The organism is Paraburkholderia sp. BCC1886 (genome assembly GCF_900996245.1).
Lineage (GTDB): Bacteria > Pseudomonadota > Gammaproteobacteria > Burkholderiales > Burkholderiaceae > Paraburkholderia.
This window is the reverse complement of sequence record NZ_CAAJGK010000011.1, coordinates 173,687-191,175: the sequence shown is the minus strand read 5'-3', so window position 1 is coordinate 191,175 and position 17,489 is coordinate 173,687. Positions and strand designations below refer to the sequence as shown.

13 protein-coding genes are annotated in these 17,489 nt (G+C 59.3%); 7 read left to right on the top strand and 6 right to left on the bottom strand.

Translation table 11 applies throughout. The features are described from left to right. Positions 1 to 27: 27 nt before the first annotated feature. Entirely contained in the window at positions 28 to 3,102 is a 3,075-nt protein-coding gene (locus FQ746_RS01035) for a hypothetical protein (RefSeq protein ID WP_144106752.1), read from the bottom strand. Positions 3,103 to 3,205: 103 nt separating this feature from the next. On the opposite strand from FQ746_RS01035, the gene FQ746_RS01030 reads away from it, so the two are divergent. From FQ746_RS01030 to FQ746_RS01000, 7 genes are all read left to right on the top strand, one after another. Continuing rightward, entirely contained in the window at positions 3,206 to 5,455 is a 2,250-nt protein-coding gene (locus FQ746_RS01030; protein WP_144106751.1) for a hypothetical protein, read from the top strand. A 90-nt stretch (positions 5,456 to 5,545) separates the two neighbouring features. After that, positions 5,546 to 6,394, top strand: a complete 849-nt coding sequence (locus tag FQ746_RS01025) for a hypothetical protein (protein WP_144106750.1) — start codon at positions 5,546 to 5,548, stop codon at positions 6,392 to 6,394. Positions 6,395 to 6,396: 2 nt separating this feature from the next. Then, positions 6,397 to 6,975: a crossover junction endodeoxyribonuclease RuvC gene (locus tag FQ746_RS01020; RefSeq protein ID WP_144106749.1), complete on the top strand. Its 579-nt coding sequence runs from the start codon at positions 6,397 to 6,399 to the stop codon at positions 6,973 to 6,975. After that, complete coding sequence (locus tag FQ746_RS01015; RefSeq protein WP_144106748.1) at positions 6,969 to 7,508, top strand: hypothetical protein; 540 nt, start codon at positions 6,969 to 6,971, stop codon at positions 7,506 to 7,508. Before FQ746_RS01020 ends, FQ746_RS01015 begins: the two co-directional genes overlap by 7 nt. Positions 7,509 to 7,547: 39 nt before the next feature. Then, positions 7,548 to 7,934: a hypothetical protein gene (locus FQ746_RS01010; RefSeq protein WP_144106747.1), complete on the top strand. Its 387-nt coding sequence runs from the start codon at positions 7,548 to 7,550 to the stop codon at positions 7,932 to 7,934. Next, positions 7,931 to 8,428 (top strand): hypothetical protein, encoded by a 498-nt coding sequence (locus FQ746_RS01005; RefSeq protein ID WP_144106746.1) that lies wholly within the window; start codon positions 7,931 to 7,933, stop codon positions 8,426 to 8,428. The genes FQ746_RS01010 and FQ746_RS01005 overlap by 4 nt, the downstream gene beginning before the upstream one ends. Before the next feature lie 12 nt (positions 8,429 to 8,440). Then, positions 8,441 to 9,409: a hypothetical protein gene (locus FQ746_RS01000; protein WP_144106745.1), complete on the top strand. Its 969-nt coding sequence runs from the start codon at positions 8,441 to 8,443 to the stop codon at positions 9,407 to 9,409. A gap of 41 nt (positions 9,410 to 9,450) precedes the next feature. Here FQ746_RS01000 and FQ746_RS00995 read toward each other — a convergent pair whose 3' ends face one another. From FQ746_RS00995 to FQ746_RS35070, 5 genes are all read right to left on the bottom strand, one after another. Continuing rightward, positions 9,451 to 9,969 carry a hypothetical protein gene (locus FQ746_RS00995; protein WP_144106744.1) on the bottom strand — a complete coding sequence of 173 codons (519 nt, stop codon included), beginning with the start codon at positions 9,967 to 9,969 and terminating at the stop codon, positions 9,451 to 9,453. Between the two features lie 135 nt (positions 9,970 to 10,104). Beyond that, positions 10,105 to 12,117, bottom strand: coding sequence for a hypothetical protein (locus FQ746_RS34610; RefSeq protein ID WP_186310590.1), 2,013 nt, complete (start codon positions 12,115 to 12,117; stop codon positions 10,105 to 10,107). 38 nt (positions 12,118 to 12,155) lie between these two features. Continuing rightward, a complete protein-coding gene (locus FQ746_RS00985) occupies positions 12,156 to 13,562 on the bottom strand; it encodes a hypothetical protein (RefSeq protein WP_144106743.1) in 1,407 nt (468 codons plus the stop codon). Between the two features lie 21 nt (positions 13,563 to 13,583). After that, on the bottom strand, positions 13,584 to 14,993 hold the full coding sequence (locus FQ746_RS00980) for a hypothetical protein (protein WP_144106742.1): 1,410 nt from the start codon (positions 14,991 to 14,993) through the stop codon (positions 13,584 to 13,586). Positions 14,994 to 15,105: 112 nt separating this feature from the next. Then, positions 15,106 to 17,394, bottom strand: a complete 2,289-nt coding sequence (locus tag FQ746_RS35070) for a hypothetical protein (RefSeq protein ID WP_144106741.1) — start codon at positions 17,392 to 17,394, stop codon at positions 15,106 to 15,108. Positions 17,395 to 17,489: the final 95 nt, after the last annotated feature.

Sequence of the window (17,489 nt, the reverse complement as noted above, 5' to 3'; positions counted from 1 at the left end):
GTCACTTTTTTTTGGTTTCAGAGACGCTTAGAGACTCGGCGAGGCCTTGTCGGACTTGGACTTGTCGTCCTTGTCCTTCTCGTCCTTGTCCTTATCCTTCTCGTCTTCGTCATCCGTCCCTGCGTTCAGCGACTGCTCTTCGTTGTTGGCGTCGTTGTTCCCTTCGCCACCACCATCATTGCTGTCGTTGCTGCCTTCGGCGTTGTTGTCGGGCTTGCTGGTGTTTTCACTCGTCGAGTTGTCGTTCCCTTCCGAACCCGAATTGGCACCTTCATTCCCGCCTCCTTCGCCGCCTGCCGCCGGTTCTTCGCCCGTACCGCCTGTGGACGTGTCATCCGTGCCACCAAAGTCTGGCATGTCGCCGAGGCCGCCATCACCACCGCCGCCTTCACCACCTTGGTCGCCACCGCCGAACATGTCGTCGCCACCGCCGCCGCTGTTTCCGTCGCCACCGCCCGAGGAAGCGCCACCGCCCTGCGTGGTGTTCTTGTCCTCGACCTTCTTGAACTCAGCGTTCGTCGAATTGATGCGTGGCATGATGTCCTTGAAGAACGCACCGAACGTCTTGCTCAACTGTTCGATGTGCTCGCCCTGGATCTTGAACACGTCCATCAGCGGCTTGCCATCTTCGCCGGTGGTCGTGAGCTGCGCAAGCTCGCTCAACATGCCGTTTTCCGACATCCACTGCCGGATGAAGTATGACTTGGCCGTTTCCTTCAACGGCTGGATCTTTTCGGCGATATCTCCGGCGGTATCCGTCGTGAAGAAGGTCTCGGACAACCATGCCTCCAACCCCATGTCGAGCGCCTTGATATACGTCTCCAAGGCTGTGACCTGGTTTTCCAGCGTCGAGCTGTTCGGCCGCGGCAGCGACACCTCGATGTTCATCAGGAATTCGATCAGCGTTTGCTGGATCAGAAACTCCTTCTGGTCATCGTTGATCTGTGGTGTCTTGCGCTTTTCCTCGATCACCGGCGCATGCACTTTCGTGTCTGCACTGGGGACCGCACCATTGCGCGCGGTCGCATGGTCCTCACGCGAGAAGCGGATCTTGGCAAAGTTCTGCCGCAAGATCTCCTTCATATCCGTCATGAGCTGCTCGGAGTTCATGGCGTGGATCCGCATATGGGTGGCCAGCTGCGGGTGGAACTCATCCTGGATCTGCATGACGCGCTTGGACAGGAGGATGTTGTTGGTGACCACCGACGTCGCCAACTCCGGCTGGTAGGCCGCATCCACCGTCTCAGGGGGGATACCCGTCTTCATGATCGCCCGCTTGCGCAGGTTATCTTCCAGATCGGTATCCGGTCGTGTGTAGTTCGTGTTCTTCTCGCCGAAGTCAATCGACACATCAGGCATGCCTGGGTGCCCTTCGTACGTGAACTCAAACCCGGCACGCGTGATGAAGTCCACGGACTCGGCTGGTGAATTCACCCCCAGCGGCAGGAAGTTCTGGCGACTGCGGATGATTTCAGCCTGCGCAATCTCGGCCGTCTTCTCCGGGTTGGGATCGTCCTCGTCGAACTTGAGCTTCACTTCCGTGCGCCCGATCGAGTTCTTGATCCCCGCCATCACGTTCGCAAACAGCAGCATGGTGCGCAGGCTGTTCAGCACCTTCATTTCATCGAGCAGTGATTCGCCGATCCCGTCCTTGCTAAAGCGCAACGCAAAGTAGGTCATGAATTCGACCGGAATGAAGAGCATCTGAGTGTGCTGCTTGGCCAAGGCCCGCGAGAACATGATCCGGTAGATCTCTTCGCGTTTTGCCAACTCCACACCCTGTCCGTACACCCCGTTACGCAGCCGCGCCAACAGATCCTGCTCCACCATCTCGCCGTAGACGCGCGAGCTGAAGTCCAGGTGGTCCTTGTTGCCGATGTCAAAGCCCTGCATCTGGCTCTTGACCTTCGTGAGCATGGCCGAGGGGAAATTCCCGCTCGTCGACATGCGCTGCCCCATCTGCTGGTAGTTGTCCGTGATTTCCTGACGCACGACCGGATGACCATCCACGTCCAGCAAGACGAAGAAGCCAATCTGATGCTTCGGGCTACCCGGCACATGCACGGGGATAACTGCTTCTGACGGGATGTGCAGCACCATCGGGTTGCCGATCATCCGGCGCGACAGCTGCTCCTGCGTCTTGACGGTGGCCACTGGCTGGTAACCATAGGTCTTGTTGCGATAGAGCAGACCTGTGAGTTCCCGGTCGTTCATCTTGGTCAGCGACTGCTGGCCAAAACCGATCGACTCCAGCGCACTCGAACCAATCGCTTGCATGATGCGTTGCTCGCGGATCTTCGCATTGATCTGCGGGACCTTGAGCACCGTCGGATTGTCCGTGACGGTCAGGAACACGTCACTTGTGTGCAGCGGCGACTTCAGCGAACTCTCAAAACGCACCTGACCAACGTCCTTGTTGGTGTCGTAACGGTAGTCCGTGAAGGACTCCATCGAGACACCCACGGCGCGCCGTGTCTCAGTGGGCTGTTCGGTTTGTACCGGTCCCAGCAGCCCCACGGTTTTCACCGTACCGTCCGGATACAGATGATCCGCGAGGGACTCCATCGACAGCCGCACCTGCCCGTTGATCACTTCGTCGACCGAGTTTTCCGGGATGACGGCGATCGCATACGAGCCGGTTGCGAACAGCATATCGCGCAGCATCTTGGGGATGAGCGGCTTTATTTTATGGACTTGTTCAAAGTGCTGCCGATATCGCTCGATTAAAGCCGAGCTGACATCGGAGGCCATCAGCCCCTCTGGCGGTGTGTAGGTCAACTCCAACGACATCATGTCCTTGGGAGAGCCCACGCTCGACACCAGAATCTGTTGGGCCAGCTCCATGTCCGGCAGCAACTGCATGACCGTTTCAGCGTCGTTGACGTTCTGCGCGGTCTGCTCAGCGGTATTGCGGAAGTTGTACAGATTGGGCTGCGTGACCTCACGGTTACCCGCGTTGTCGTACTGCGTGGGGTGCTGCGACGGCACTAGCTTGGCAATAGTTGCTGCCATCCCCGGGTCCTGCCGAACCATCTGCATGACGGGAAACTTCTTACCGCTTCCCGCCAATTCAATGGCGCTTTTATAAGCATTTGACGTCATTGCAAACCTCTTTTGTATTCCTGGGGACAACCTCGTGGCATCCACCAATTCCAGTAACGTTTATTCGCTCTATGTCAGTGACTGCCAGAGCCTGGCTGCAACAATGGCCATCAAGTCGCAGGAGAGTGTGGATGGCCTCAATCAATACGTGACGGACTACTACGGAGCGTCCTACGTGGACGAAACCGACCCGACGACATGGAAGTACTACATGAACATCTCGGGGCAGTACCATTTCACCGACACGATGATGACGGTCACGTCACTCGACACCATGGAGGTCATTGACTTCACGGTGGCGAACCTGACGATTCACACAGCAACGGCTGCGGCTTATGTGTACGGCACGCGTGAATACCTCGCGCTAGTGGCGATGTATCCGGCGCAGGTATCGCTGATTCTCGGGATCATCTATCCCGTGGACATCACGACGGCGATCGACGCCGATGACGGCACGATCCTCGGCTATCCATCCACCTATGTGGACGAGAATGAATACAGCCTCATTGCGAAGCTGCAAAACTGGGTGACAGGGTTCAAGCAGCGCTGGATCAATCCGCAGTACGCGATCAGTGACGCGCTTTACCCGACGATCCAGTTGGCCAACATGTATCTCGGCCTGTTCATGGCCATCATGACGTTCCGACTTGAAGCCTGCGGGACGGCTGAAGCACACAGCTATCACGTGCAGCAATACCTCGCCTCGCACCTAGGGCTGGATGAATACATCCCGCAGCTCACGCTTTCGCAGTCGATGTGGCTTTACCGGAACATCAACTACCTGGAGCGCAACTGCGGGCGTCAGGAGACGTTCCAGACGCTGATCGCCCAGATCCTGACGCCACGCAATGTGCCCCTTGCGGCGTACCTGATGAAGCACGATCTGTCGTTAATGCCGACGACCTCACTGGTGCCGACCATCACCTTCGAGGCAACCCCGCTCAATCTCGGCTACAACCTCGTGCCGGATACGACGTGGACGCTCGACACGATGCTCACCAACGAGGCAGGTGAAGCCACCGACAACGCAACCATTCAAACCCTCGTCGAGTCAGATATCCAGTTCGCGATGCAGAACAGCAAATCGAACTCGCTCCAGACGAAGGTGCTCAGCTCGCAGATGATCGATGAGTCGGACTCGACGCCTTACAAGCTCGAGGACATCCTTCTGCATCACTGGCTCTGGTTCAGCAGCCAGGGCCTCTACACGGCCTATATCGTCGTGGACAACCCGGTGACGGGCGATGCCATCGTCCCGATGAATGCGAAGGACGGCTACGTCTTCATGTGGTACTGCTACTGCCAGTCGTTTGGGATCGACCTGACCGACGAGCCGGTGCCATTGGTAACCGCCAAGCGCGTGCAGCGCATACCGACCCCCAGTGTGTCCGACCTGATGTCCGTGGTCGACACGAGTCTCGTGACACAAGATATGGCTGAGGACGTCTTGAGCTGGACGCCCGCGATCGTGCCGATGATTTCGGTGACGTCGTTCTATGCGGCAGCAAGCCAGATCTGGACAGCGGCCAACAATCAGCGCGGCTATGTTGCCCTCCAGGAGCACTACGTTCGCCGTGGGATGGTCTACGGGATGGTGGAGCGCATCTACGCTGATTGCGGGATTCAGATGGGCGACAGTGCGGGCCAGACGTACGCTGAGTGGTTCGATTCACGCAACATCGACGTGTCGACATTCGGGGCGGCCGATTACGAGTCGCTCTACAAGAGCTTCATCGAAGCGGCAACGGGTCTGACGCTCGACTCCGCGACGACCCTTGCCAACATCCAGGCGGCGATGCTCGGGATCATGGAGAAGCTCTCCAGCTACTCCGTGCAATACCTGAGTTCGATCAATACCTCGACCATCGAAGACATCGACTGGCCGATGGTGCGCGTGGGGGATGTGGATACGGAAGCCGGGGCGGTCATTTACGACGGCAACACGACCGCGGATGTGATTGGTGAGACGGTGACCGGCTCAGTCGAGCTTAGCTACGACATCAACTCCGCGACAAACGAGATGCTTGGTGCGTCCGCCGTCACGACGATTCACCACCCGGTGGCGAACACAGTCTGGCCCGTCAAACATCCCACGTTTGTCACCAGCATTGCGCCGATCGCGAGCATCGGAGTGCGTCCCGCCACGCCCCTGCCGACGAATAGCCGGGGGCTGCGCCCGGTTCTGGGGCTGGACCTGTGGCTCGCGCTCACGCCCGAGCAGCAGATTGAATCGTTGGTGGATGTCTATTCCCCCAACTACAACACCGCCAACACGCCCATTGCGCAGATCACCGACGTGTTTCCGGTCTCCACGCTGAGTGGTCTGGTCTATACGCCGCCCACATCGCAGTAAGAAAACCTTCGCTTCTAAATCCTGTGTCATGGGATGCCCATCCATGAGGGTGACGCGCGTCTCAACACTTCTCTCGTACTGGAATACAAGATGGAAACCACTACTCGGACCGCCTGGGGCGCGTATCTGCAGACCTGCTTGTTGCAGCAGCTGCCGTTCACGATGATGACGGACACGACGCTCAACGAGAAGTTCGATGTGCTTTCGGGGGTCGCGCCAGCGGCCGGTATCTATCCGGCACAGCGCTACTACTGCATCGGCAATGGCGCGCATGGTCTGGCAGTCGGCGCGGACAACATTCCGGCGCCGGATGAGCTGCAGCACGAAGCAACGGATTCGACGCTCTTCAAGCATTTGCCCTTCATCATGCGTCCGGTCACAAGCGATCTGACCACGACGCAACAGGCTCAATATGCTTTGCGTCAGGTGGAGACGTACGGCGGCATCCAGTACGCCTGCTATTACCTGCGGCGTATGGACTTCACCGACGTCGAAGCCGAAATCACGATGAATACCGTGTCGGCGGGCGTGACCACCACGACGCCGTACGCGGCGACCACCTCGAACCTGAATCCGACGCCACCGGCTGTCTCGAGTGACTCCGTCAACGTCGTTTCGGGCGACTACATCTCGACCGCGTCGGTCGTGGGGCTGACGTTCAGTGCGCAGGATGCGACGGAGCTGGTCAACTGCGCGACGATCATCTATGGCGACGCACGACTTGCCATCATCTCCGAGATCGGTCTGGTCTCGGGTGTCGATCAGGTCACGACCGTCACTGGCTCGTCGGGCTCGTACAACATGACCGAAGTGATCTGTGCGCAGATCTGCTCCTTCATCGATGCGTTCTATCCGATGAAATATCTGAACAACGGCGTGACGATCGACCTGAATACCGGCTCGACCGAACCGCTGTACAACCTGACTTCGACGAGCTGACCATGATAGCGATGCCCCACGGGGCGTCGTCCATCGCAGCGATCATCGGCATCGATCCAGGTAGTAACACCTTGGGTGTGGGCACGATCTGGGTCGATCTCTCGAATTTTCAGATCGTCTCTAGCGATGCTCGCACCTTGCAGGGTGACCGGTACTACCGGGAGTCCTGGACCAGCACGATGTTTGGTGATCGACTCAATCGCATTGCCGCACTCGAGGAAGAACTGCTCGGCACGTTCCTCTTCACACAGCCCTTCCTCATCGGGTCAGAAGCCCCCTTCATCAATAAACGTTTCCCGCAGGCCGGACTTGCACTCACAGAGGTGATGTGCGGTATCCGCAATGCAGTGATGCGTTATGACGCGTGGAAGAAGCTGTACGTATTCGATCCACCCACGGTGAAGAACGCCGTCGGTGCAGCAGGCAATGCTGATAAGGACGGCGTCAAGGCAAAGCTGATGCTCTTGCCGGATTTGCGTTACAGCGGGGATATCCCCCTCGACAACCTGGACGAGCACTCGATCGACGCTTTGGCCGTCGCGCTCACCGTCTGGAAACAATTCAAGGAACAAGCATGTTAGACACGATCAAGGAATATGCCACCCTCATCATCGGGACGCTTGTCGTCGCGGCCATTCTTGGCCTGGGTGGGTACGGCCTTTACGAAGCCCATCAAGTCAAGTCTCTGATCTCTCAGGCCGGGAAGGCCACACAGCAGATCACCGACCTCACGAACTCGAACAAAAACCTGACTGCACAGATCAAGACGCTACAGCAGTCGGGCAAGGTGAATGACCAGGTGGCTGCAGCCGACACCACACAGAAAGCGACAGCGAATACGACGCAAGTCGCGGTGAACGCGAGCACCCAGACACAGATCATCGCGGTGAAGAAACACTACCAGCCGCAGGGAACCACACAGGTCCTCTCTACGCAGGATCAGCAGGCTGAAGAAACTGCGATTAGCACGATACAAATCGACGCCGCATGGCAAACCTATTGCAACAACACGCCAGCGGGCACAGCGGGCTGCACCGCGGCGAGCACGACGCCTGCCAGCACCCCTGCGATGAGTACCAGCCCACCAACGTCCACTACGAGCGCGGCACCCTAGCCCATTTCCGGACCCACACAAAACCTTACGAGGAACACCATGAAGCACATCTTGCGCTTAGCGCTTTGCATCGCCGCCTTACTCTCGCTCACGGCATGTCCGGCGAGCCTGCCCACGCTGCAGACCAAATACAACAACTGGATGCCGGATTTGCCGTCGACCCTGACGACCCCGTGTCCGGTCGCACCCCCACCCGACAAGACGGCGTACACCACGATGACGGCCGAAGGCAAGGAAGACGCCTGGAACCACTCGTACTCGGCCCAGACGGTCAACGTCGGCAATTGCAACATCGACAAGGCGCAACTGCGTAGCTGGTGGACGCAACAGAAAGCCATTGTCGATAAAGCGAACGCCGCAAACCAACCGGCCACCGCTGTCGCACCCGCTGCAGCCAGCGCCCCGGGGACGAAGACAAGCTCATGATGGACGAAGAAACCAGCAACCTGGTCGACAGTATTCTCTGCGGGATCGACGACGAGTCGCTCCTCGATCGGCAGATCGCCGGCCCTTCCCCGCTTACCGAGGTGGTGCTGGCGTACCGTGCGCTGTCGGTCCCGCGCCTGGATCTGCGTAACCTCGATGCGCGTTCCACTGGTCGTGACCTGAAGGACGCCATCAAGTCACTCGACCCTGAACAACAGGTCGCCATCCTTGCGCGGTACAGCAAGGCGACCAAGGATCTGACCACCCCGAACGAGTACGACCCGAAGGTCCTCAAGGAAAAGACGAAGTCGCTGCAACGCCAGATCTACTGGTTAGGTGGTGCGTTCGTCTTCTTCCTCTTTGCCGTGATGATCGGCCTGGTCTTGGCCACGGCGGTTCACATGGGGGTGCTCTCTTCGGGACAAGCACTGAGCGGCATGCTCGACACAGCTAAACAGATCGTCGAACTCTGGCTCGATCTGAAAACGGGATAAAAGGAAGCGGCAATGCAGTCACTGCTCAAACTGGCGCTGGAAGAAGCGGCGCATGGCAAGAAGTTCGACGAGAAGGAATACGTCCTCTATGCACGGCTCGCCGAGCCGGTCGATGTGCCGCCGGGCTATAACGCCGTAGTGGAGCATCAGGAGCAGTGGGAGTTGAAAATCCCGAAGTCCGAGCAGAATGGTGGTCAGGGCGGTATCCGTATCCGTAAGACGGTGGAGTTGCGAGGCAAGAAGGCGGGTAAGCCCGATTACGTCATGACCACCAAGGTCCGCCACCCGGATGGTGCGAACGACGAGTGTCCGATCGCTGCGACCGAGGCGAACTTCGACCTGTTTCGCGTGCTGTCGGACCGCGGCATGATCAAGGACCGTTACAGCTATCCGATCGCCGACAAGGATGTTCCGACCGGCATGGGGAAGGGGCTGGTCTGGGAATGTGACTTCTTCCTGAAGCCGGATGGCAGCTATCACCCGTGGGTCAAGATCGATCTGGAAGTAAAGCAGTTCGTCTCGCCCCTGCGTTCCAGTGAAATCGAGTTCCCGCCATTCCCCTTCGAAGCACTGCAGTGGATTGTCACGCAGACCGGCGCGCGCAATGAAGAAGAGGAAACCTTGGTGCGCTCGCTCTACGACACCATGTTCCTCACGCGTAACCTCTACTCCGCGGTTGCGCCAACCGGCGTGGTGGCATCGGGTGCCCGCCCGGCGGGAGTAACCGACCCCTACCCCCTTGCGACCGCGCAAACGCAAGCGATGGGTGCCCGTTCGGTCTACATGCCTGAAGGGCTTGGTTATCTGACCCATGCGGAGGCGCACGCAAAAGCGCAGCTGGGTGCACCGGCGAGCGTTCCCATGGAAGTCGCGGGTCAGCATTACCAGGTCCCCAATCCTGCGGGCAAAGGAACCACGGCCGCGAGCACCGGGTCGCAGTTCACACACGCAGGCATTGTGAGCACGACCATTACCAAGTAACGGACATAAGGCCAGAGAGACCCGGTCGGTCTCTCTGGCTTCTATGCCGTCACCCCATCGGAGGCGGAAACACCGTCACTGCTCACGCTCGACGTGCCTGTCAGGTTCAGGGTGAGGTTGCCCGTATAGTTCAGGGACGTTGTGGTTGCTGCCATGATCGGTGAGAGAGACGACGCGTACGTGATGTCCTGTACATCATCCTCGGTCAGCTGCAGACCGTAGTACGCATTGATCTGCACCAGCAAGGCATACGTGGTGGTGGGATAACTGGCCACCGCAATCGGTGTGGGTGTGCTGGAGACTGCAGTCAGGGTTGAGAGATCGGTACGCTTATAGAGGAAGCATTTCTCGCCCCGATACCGCTGGAACGGCACCGTCGGATCCACGCTGACACGGATCACCGTATCGCGCTCGTAGACATCCGCAGGGAGTGGCGTCACGGCCTTGGGCACCCCGTACAGCATCCCGGTTTTTGGCACAAGGAAGCCATTGGAGTGGAAAATTCGATCGCGCAGCAGATCTTGCGCGGACTTGTTGAGCGGGGTGCATGGGGCCGGCATAGCGGGTGGTCCTTCGACTTTCGGGTCGGGTTATGGTGGTCTGCCTCATAAGAAAAAGGGGGCATACAGCCCGTGCAGGATTGCTCCCGCACGGGCCGCATGAATGCGCTGGTTCAGATACGCAGGCAGGACGCTTTAACCGCCATCACCACCATCGCCATCACCATCGCCGTCACCATCGCCGTCACCATCGTCACCATCATCGCCATCGTCACCAGTGTCGCCAGTGTCACCGGTGTCACCACCGCCATCGCCACCACCACCATCTGTGGCCGGGGGTGGAGGAGGCGCCGCACCGTTGATGTAACCGTACGGCGGTTGTGCTTCTGTGGGCGAACCGATGAGCCGCCAGGCGTAGCTCGTACAGGCACTGAGCTGACTCACCTGGGTCTGCACGCAGTAGACGGTCCAGCCCGAGATGAAGGTGTACGAGCTCCCGTTGCTGAACTCCACGTAATCGCCCAATGAAGACTGGAAGATCACGCCATGCAGCGAACCTTCATACACGTACATGCTGAGGTAAGGACCGTAGCGATACAGTCCCGCGATGGTCCCGCCACCCGGGCAAGGCTGGTTCGTCCAGGTCCCCACTACATCGTTATCACCACCCGACTGGGCAAACACGCCCACAGCCTGGCCAATGTAGAGCGACGTACCGAAGTTGGTGGCGTTCGAGCCCGAGTAGTTGATGTCGTAATACTGCGTACCGCACTCGACGATCTGGTAGCCAGACGCGTTGATCTGCGCCTGTGCATTAGCCAAGTCAGTGCTCAGCGGGGACCACGACCCTACACAACCGATCGTCTCTGCTGACGTGTCGTGTGGATTATTGTAGTTCCCGATATGTGCCGAAATGGCCGCTGCATTACTGTTGTAGAGTGCCGCCGTGGTGGTGTTCGCTGCAGCCAGCGCTGCCGTGAACTGCGCTTCACTCATCGCCTCAATATCAGCAAGGGTTGTTTCGTGCGGGTTGCTGGTATTGGCCACGTGTGCCGTGAGCGTATTCGTGAGCGTCTGCAGCGCTGCCGCCGTCCACGTCCCCAGTTGCGCGGGCGTCACCTGGTGGGGGTTGCTCACGTTTGCAACGTGACTTGCCAGCGTGCTGGCTGCGCTCGCCACGCTTTGATTCACAGGTGAAGCTGCGGCCGCGATTGCCGCCTGGATGTCCGCCACCGCCAGTGTCCCTACGTCCGCCACTGTGTCTTTGTGGGGATTGTCGAGATTGTTGATGTGGGCATTGATCGCCGTCGCGTTGCTGCTCACCGTCGCGTTCAAAGCCGTCAGCGCGGTGGAGATCTGCGCGTTTGCCTGCGCAACCGAATACATCCCAACCTGCACAAGGGTTGTCTGGTGGGGATTGTTGTAATTGGTCGTGTGGCTGGTCAGCTGCGCGGTCACGGTCGTGTCCGCACTCTCCCGATTGTTCGTCTCCACGAGGATCGCGGCATCCTGCTGGGCCTTCGTCCACGCGCTCAGTTGCGCGGGCGTGAGCTCGTGGGGATTGTCGGTATTCGCGATGTGCGCATCCATCGTTGCAATGCCCGCATCCAGCGTCGCGTCCGATGCATTCTCCGCATCGTTGGCGTAGGTCTGCACATTGCCTTGGGACACCGGATCGCCCATCAGCACGAGTTGTGAAATCCGGTCGATCGCGTGGACCACGTATTCAAACGTGATCAACCCCTCCTGACCCTCGTCATGCAGGTCTTCCGATGACGGCGCGTCAATCTCTTTATCGATCACCGACGGCCACGCCGTGCTCCGCGTGGCGGGCTCGTAGGTGGCCACCTCGTTCGCGAGCGCTGTTTGCGGCGTGGCGTACCCGCCTCCAAGGGCCTGATACTCTACGAGCACTGTGTCAGATACGGTGGCGTCAGTGATGACCACCAAGGTGGCGACTTTCGTGCCGAGCGGCGCACCGTACTTCGTGGTCGGGAGATCCATCCTCGCCGCCAGAAAGAACTGATCCGCTGTGAGCGCGGCACCCGTCAGTCCGTCCGTGATCTTTAGACTGGACGTGTAATAGGCGCCGTAGTCCGGTGCAAATGCCCGCACCGGATCGGTCCCGATGCTCTGACTCTCGTTCGTGATCAGATTTGTCGGTGCCGCGCCCGTTGCATCGAGCGGCAAAGTCAAAATGTCTGACATGGTTAAAAATCCCGTTAGCGCCTAGAGCGGCGTGTCCACTACCACGACAGCGCCGCGACTTGCGCCGCCACCGCCGCCTGCCATTGCGCGTACGTCCAGCCTCCCAATTGCGCGGGTGTGACACCGTGCGGATTGTTCGTGTTGGCAGCGTGTGCGTTGAAGCTGCTTGTCTGAGGCGTCAGATACGAGCTCTCAGCGGGTGTGACATAGTTGTTGGCGATCGCCGTTGTGATCTGCGTCGACGTCAGCGTTCCCACGAGCGCCGCGGTGTCCTGGTGCGGGTTACTCGTATTGGCGATGTGCGCGTTGATCTCGCTCTGGACCGTGGCAATGTCAGCGCTGTCCCACGCACCAATCTGAGCAAGGGTCAACTCGTGTGGGTTTTCCGTGTTCGCGATGTGTGCGTTCATGGACGCCTCATCGGTCGAGAGCTGTGTCGCGATCGGCGTGATCGCTGCACTGATTGCCGCGTTAATCTCGGCCGTGCTCATCCCGTCAATCTGGTCTGCTGTCACCTGGTGCGGGTTGTCATCGTTGGCGACGTGTGCCGCCATCGTTGCCGCGTCTGCTGTCAGCGTGGTATTGAGCGCAGTGGAAATCGCTGTGAGATTCGCATCGGCTTCTTCCGACGTGTAACCCCCGATGTTTGCGGCGGTGTCCTTGTGCGGATTGCTGTAGTCCGTCGCATGGGCCACGATCTCATTGGTGAGCGTCGTGTCTTCTGCCAGTCGGCTCGCTGCCTCTTGTGCGATCAGGCTTTGCACCGTGGTCGTCGCAAACACATCGACCTGCGCTAGCGTCGTCTGGTGCGGATTGTTGTAATTCGCAATGTGCGTATTCAACTGCTGCAGAAACGTCGCGATGTCGGCATTGCGCATCGCCACTTGCGCATCGATGTAGGCGAGCGTCGTGTCGTAGGTCGAAGCCTCGGCCAACTGCACGGCATTCAGACACATCTCCAGCGCCGTCACGACGTAATCCCAGTCGTACGTGTCACCGATCGCGTGCATGTGCAGCACCGGCGTGTACGTACTGGGTTTGTCGGTGATGTTGCTAAACGCAACTGTTCGCGCATCGGTTGAAAGCGTCTGGATCTGGTTAGCAATGGCCGCCAATGGCATGCCGTGCTCACCGCCCAATGCCTGGTACGTCAAGCTGACGTTCGGGCTCACGTTCGGATCGATGATGACCACAATCGCCCAGACGGCCATCCCGGTCAGCGACGTGGCTTCCGTGTGCAGATTCTGAAACTGGAACTGATTGCGATTGAGTGTGGCGAGCGTGTTGAGATCAACGATCTGTACGCTCTCATCGAAGAACGCGCCGTAGGTCGGCGCAATCGCTCGATTCGGTGCAACGCCAATGGCGTGCTCCTCGCCCGTCACGTAGTTGCTCTGCGCCGTGCCGGTGACATCCAGCGGATATCGATAAATGTTGCGAGTCATCTCATCTCTCTCATATCGCGATCAAGTCGGGGTGTGGAGCGTGTCGACGATCAGCGCCTGCAGATAGGCAGCGGTGTACCCCGAGGCACCGGTGTTGGCCAGCGTGTCCTGGTGGGGATTGCTGTAGTTCGTCTCATGCGCGCTTAGCTCACTGTTGAGCGCCGTGACCTGATTCACGATGTTTGTGTAGGCCGACGAGATCGAGCTGTTGATCGTCGCTGTGGCGTACGCACCCAATTCCGTATAAGTCACGTCATGGGGGTTGCTCATGTTGTTCGCGTGCGATGCGTACGGCGTGACAATCGTCGATTCGATCGTGTCGTACGTCCACGTCCCGACGTCCGCGGCCGTGTCGTCGTGTGGATTGCTGTAGTCCGCTTCGTGCGCTTTCAGGTTGGTCTCGTACGACGTCACCGATGCCTGCGCAGGCGTCGCCGCCGCCGTGATGGCGCTGGTGATCTGACTGGCTGTCCACGTACCGATCGAGGTGGTCGTGGTTTGGTGAGGGTTGTCGTAATTGCTGAAGTGCGAAGACATCAGCGTTTCGTTCGCCACAATGCTCGCGGTCACTGCCGCCTTCATCGTGGCCATCGCCGCATCACTCTGGGTCGTCGAATAGCCACCTAGCATCGGTGCCGTCACCTCATGCGGGTTATCGTCGTTGTCCTCGTGCTGCGTGAGTGTCGTCTGGATCGCGTTATCGGCTGCCGTGCGGTTCGTTGCTTCGAGGGCAATGGCCGCCGTGGTCTGCTCGGTCGTGTACGCGCCAATCTCCTCGGCGGTCGTCTCGTGCGGATTGTCGTAATTCGTTTCATGCGCGGTGAGCGTCGCGTTGGCCGCCGCGATGGCTGCCTCCAGCTCCGCGATGACATCCTGCGCATAGTCCTGCAACTGGGCCTGTGCTGCGCCCTGCCCAATGAGGATCGAACTGGAGAGTCGCGTCAGCGCACTCACCATGAATTCCAGCCCGTACAGATCGGCACCAATATGCTGGTGCGGTGCTACCGGATACTTCGACCACTTGTTCGTCACTTCCGACCAGGTCACTGCGCCGTCATTCAGATCGAGCGACGCGATCGCGCTATCGAGCGCGACCTGGGAGACATTGTTGATGCCACCCAGTGCCTGATAGGTCACCGAGACACTGGCGCTCACCGTCTGGTCAACGATGACCACCACGGAGTCAATCTCGGCGCCGCAATCGAGCGACTCCTTATATGACATCTGTGTCGGGTAGTACTGCGTGCCTTCCGTAAGCACCGCGCCGGTGGCGGCATCGGTCACTACCAGCGATTCACGGAAAAAAAGACCGTAGTTGACCGGGAACGCGCGAATCTCGCGTGTGCCGATCGCCTGAATCTCGTTACTGATCAGATTTGCTGCAGCCGTGCCAGTCTTATCCAGCGCAAGCGTGATCGCGGTTGTCGTCATGTTCTAAAACTCCGGCTTGAGCCGAATCAGAAAGGTTCAGCACAAGGAATAGACGACCTGCAGGGCAGTACTGCACCCCGCAGGTCGCTTACGCTGGTGGTTGTGCTACAGGTCAGCTGCTGGTGCCGTCGCTCGTGCCATTGACGGCATTGGCGAGGGCGGTGAACGCCGTGGTCAACTGGGTGAGCATGTTGCTCATCTCGGAGGCGAGCGCAAACGTATCGGCGGTGCTGTAGACGATGCCGCTCGGCTCCGCAACGACCGTGGCGATGCTTGCCTGGAATTCGCTGCTGTTCTCCGAGAGCGACGTCACCGTGATCGGGTTGGTCCCGCCAGGCGCGCTTGTCCAGATGGTCAGTACGGGTGCGTTTGCGACCGAGTTATCGATCGTGTAGCCGAAGACCGTCGTCGTCGTGTTGATACCCATCAGGCTAATCACCTGGAGGTTGACGTTATTGGTCTGCGTCGTATCGCGTACCGAGCAGCGCACAAGCCATGCGCCGCTTTGCGTGTCTGTACTCGCCTCTCCCCCAACGACGATCCACTGCACGTCCGGGAAGTTCTTCTGCGATTGCGCGGAGCCCGGCATGTTCAGCTTGCCCAGTGCGGTCCAGATCGTCGCGTCCGTTGTGTCCGTGCTCGCGGGGACCGTTTCCTGTGCCGCGGCCGTGCCTGCTGTCCAGAGCTGTGCATTCGACGCCGTGATGAACTGCGCCTGCAACTGGTTGACCGTGAGGTTTTCCAGCGACGTGGCGTTGTTCGCCGTGCCCGAGAGAATCGCCGTCGTGAGTTGCGCTTGCGTGAGGCCATAAGCCAGGTTCGCATTTGCCGCGGACCCGGCGAGGATCTGCGTCGTCAGCGCAATTACACTCAGACCACCAACCGTCGTCGCATTGGCGACCGTCATGCCGGCGATTTGCGCCGTCCATGCCGAAGCCGTCATCCCGTTAAACTGGGTGGCGTTGGCCACAGTGGCGTTGGCGATGTAGGTCTGCCAGTCGTCGACACTCATGTCGCCAAAGAGCGTCGAGTTCGCCGAGGTCTGGCCCAGCAGGTAGGTCTGCCACTGTGCGGGTGTCAATCCCCCGAAGTTCGCCGCGTTGTTGGCGGTGCCAGCGAGAATGGCCGACGTCAGCTCAGACTGGGTGAGGCTGTAGACCAAAGTGGAATTCGCTGCGGTGCCCGTGGTGCTCACGTAGCCCTGCAACATCGTGTTGATCTCGTCCTGCGAGAACGCCCCTACCTGATCCGCCGTGGTTTCATGCGGATTGTCGTAGTTGGTGATGTGCGCCTGCAGCGCGCCCGCGGTACCGGTCGAGGTAATGGCCGCCATCACGGTGGCGGGTGTCATGTACAGGTCGTTGCTCGTCCCTGCCGCGGCGTCGTCGTTCGTGGCCGTGGTGAGATTACGCACCAGTCCGAGGCCGACCTGGTCGGCCGTCGTCTCGTGGGGATTGTCGTAGTCCAGGATGTGCGCGGACAACGTGTTACCCACCAGCGTGTTCACGGTCACCGCCGTCGTGGCCGGTGTCATGTAGAGCGTCGTTGACGTGGCGCTTGCCGCATCGCTGTCGGCAGCCACGCCGTAGTTCTGCACGTTGCCAAGACCCACTTGGTCCGCATCGGTCTGGTGCGGGTTATCGTAGTTGGCAATGTGCCCTTCGATGAGTCCCAGCACCTGCGTCTGAATGGCTGCGGCGGTTGACGCGGGCGTCATGTAGAGCGTGCTCGACGTGCCCATGGCGCCGTCGGAGTCTGCGGCGACGGCATAGTTCTGGACGTTCCCCAGCCCTACCTGTGCCGCGGTCACGACGTGAGGGTTATCGTGATCAGCTTCGTGCGCAGCGAGGCCTGCTCCACCGGTCGTTTGCAGCGTGGACTGGATAGCACCCAGCGCTGTCACGACATCACTCATCCCGACGAGGTCTGTGATGTCCCAGCTATGCGCTTCGGGCGGGAACGCGTACGGCGTACCACTCACCTGCTCCCACGCAGTGACGCGCGGATTGTCCGTGGTATCGGCGAGGATGGTGGCGATCTGGGAGGCAGAGACGGTCCAGTCGCCGCCCACGGTCTGATAGTTCAGCGACACAAGCCCAGCGAGGGCGGTATCGATAAAACTGATCGAGCCATAAACCGGCATCGCACAGGAGCGCGACGCCGAAATAAACCAGTGCGTGACGTAATAATCGACACCCTCGACCAAGGTCTTGACGGTGCCGGACGTGTCCTGATACGTGATCTGCAGCGAATCCGAAAAGAACGGGGCGAACTGCGGAACGATGAAGTGCTGATCCCGGAAATTCTGAGCAACCAACTGTTGTTGCTCTCCCGAAATCAGATTCGACGCCAACGAACCCGTCGGATCGAACGGATACGAAAGAGTTGAAGATGTGGTCATGCTTGAAACCCCCGAAAATCCGGAAAGCCCATCGTATGGTTGTGTCGACTTGACTATACGATGTACGCCGCTCTAGCCCGCTAGGGACTCCTAAC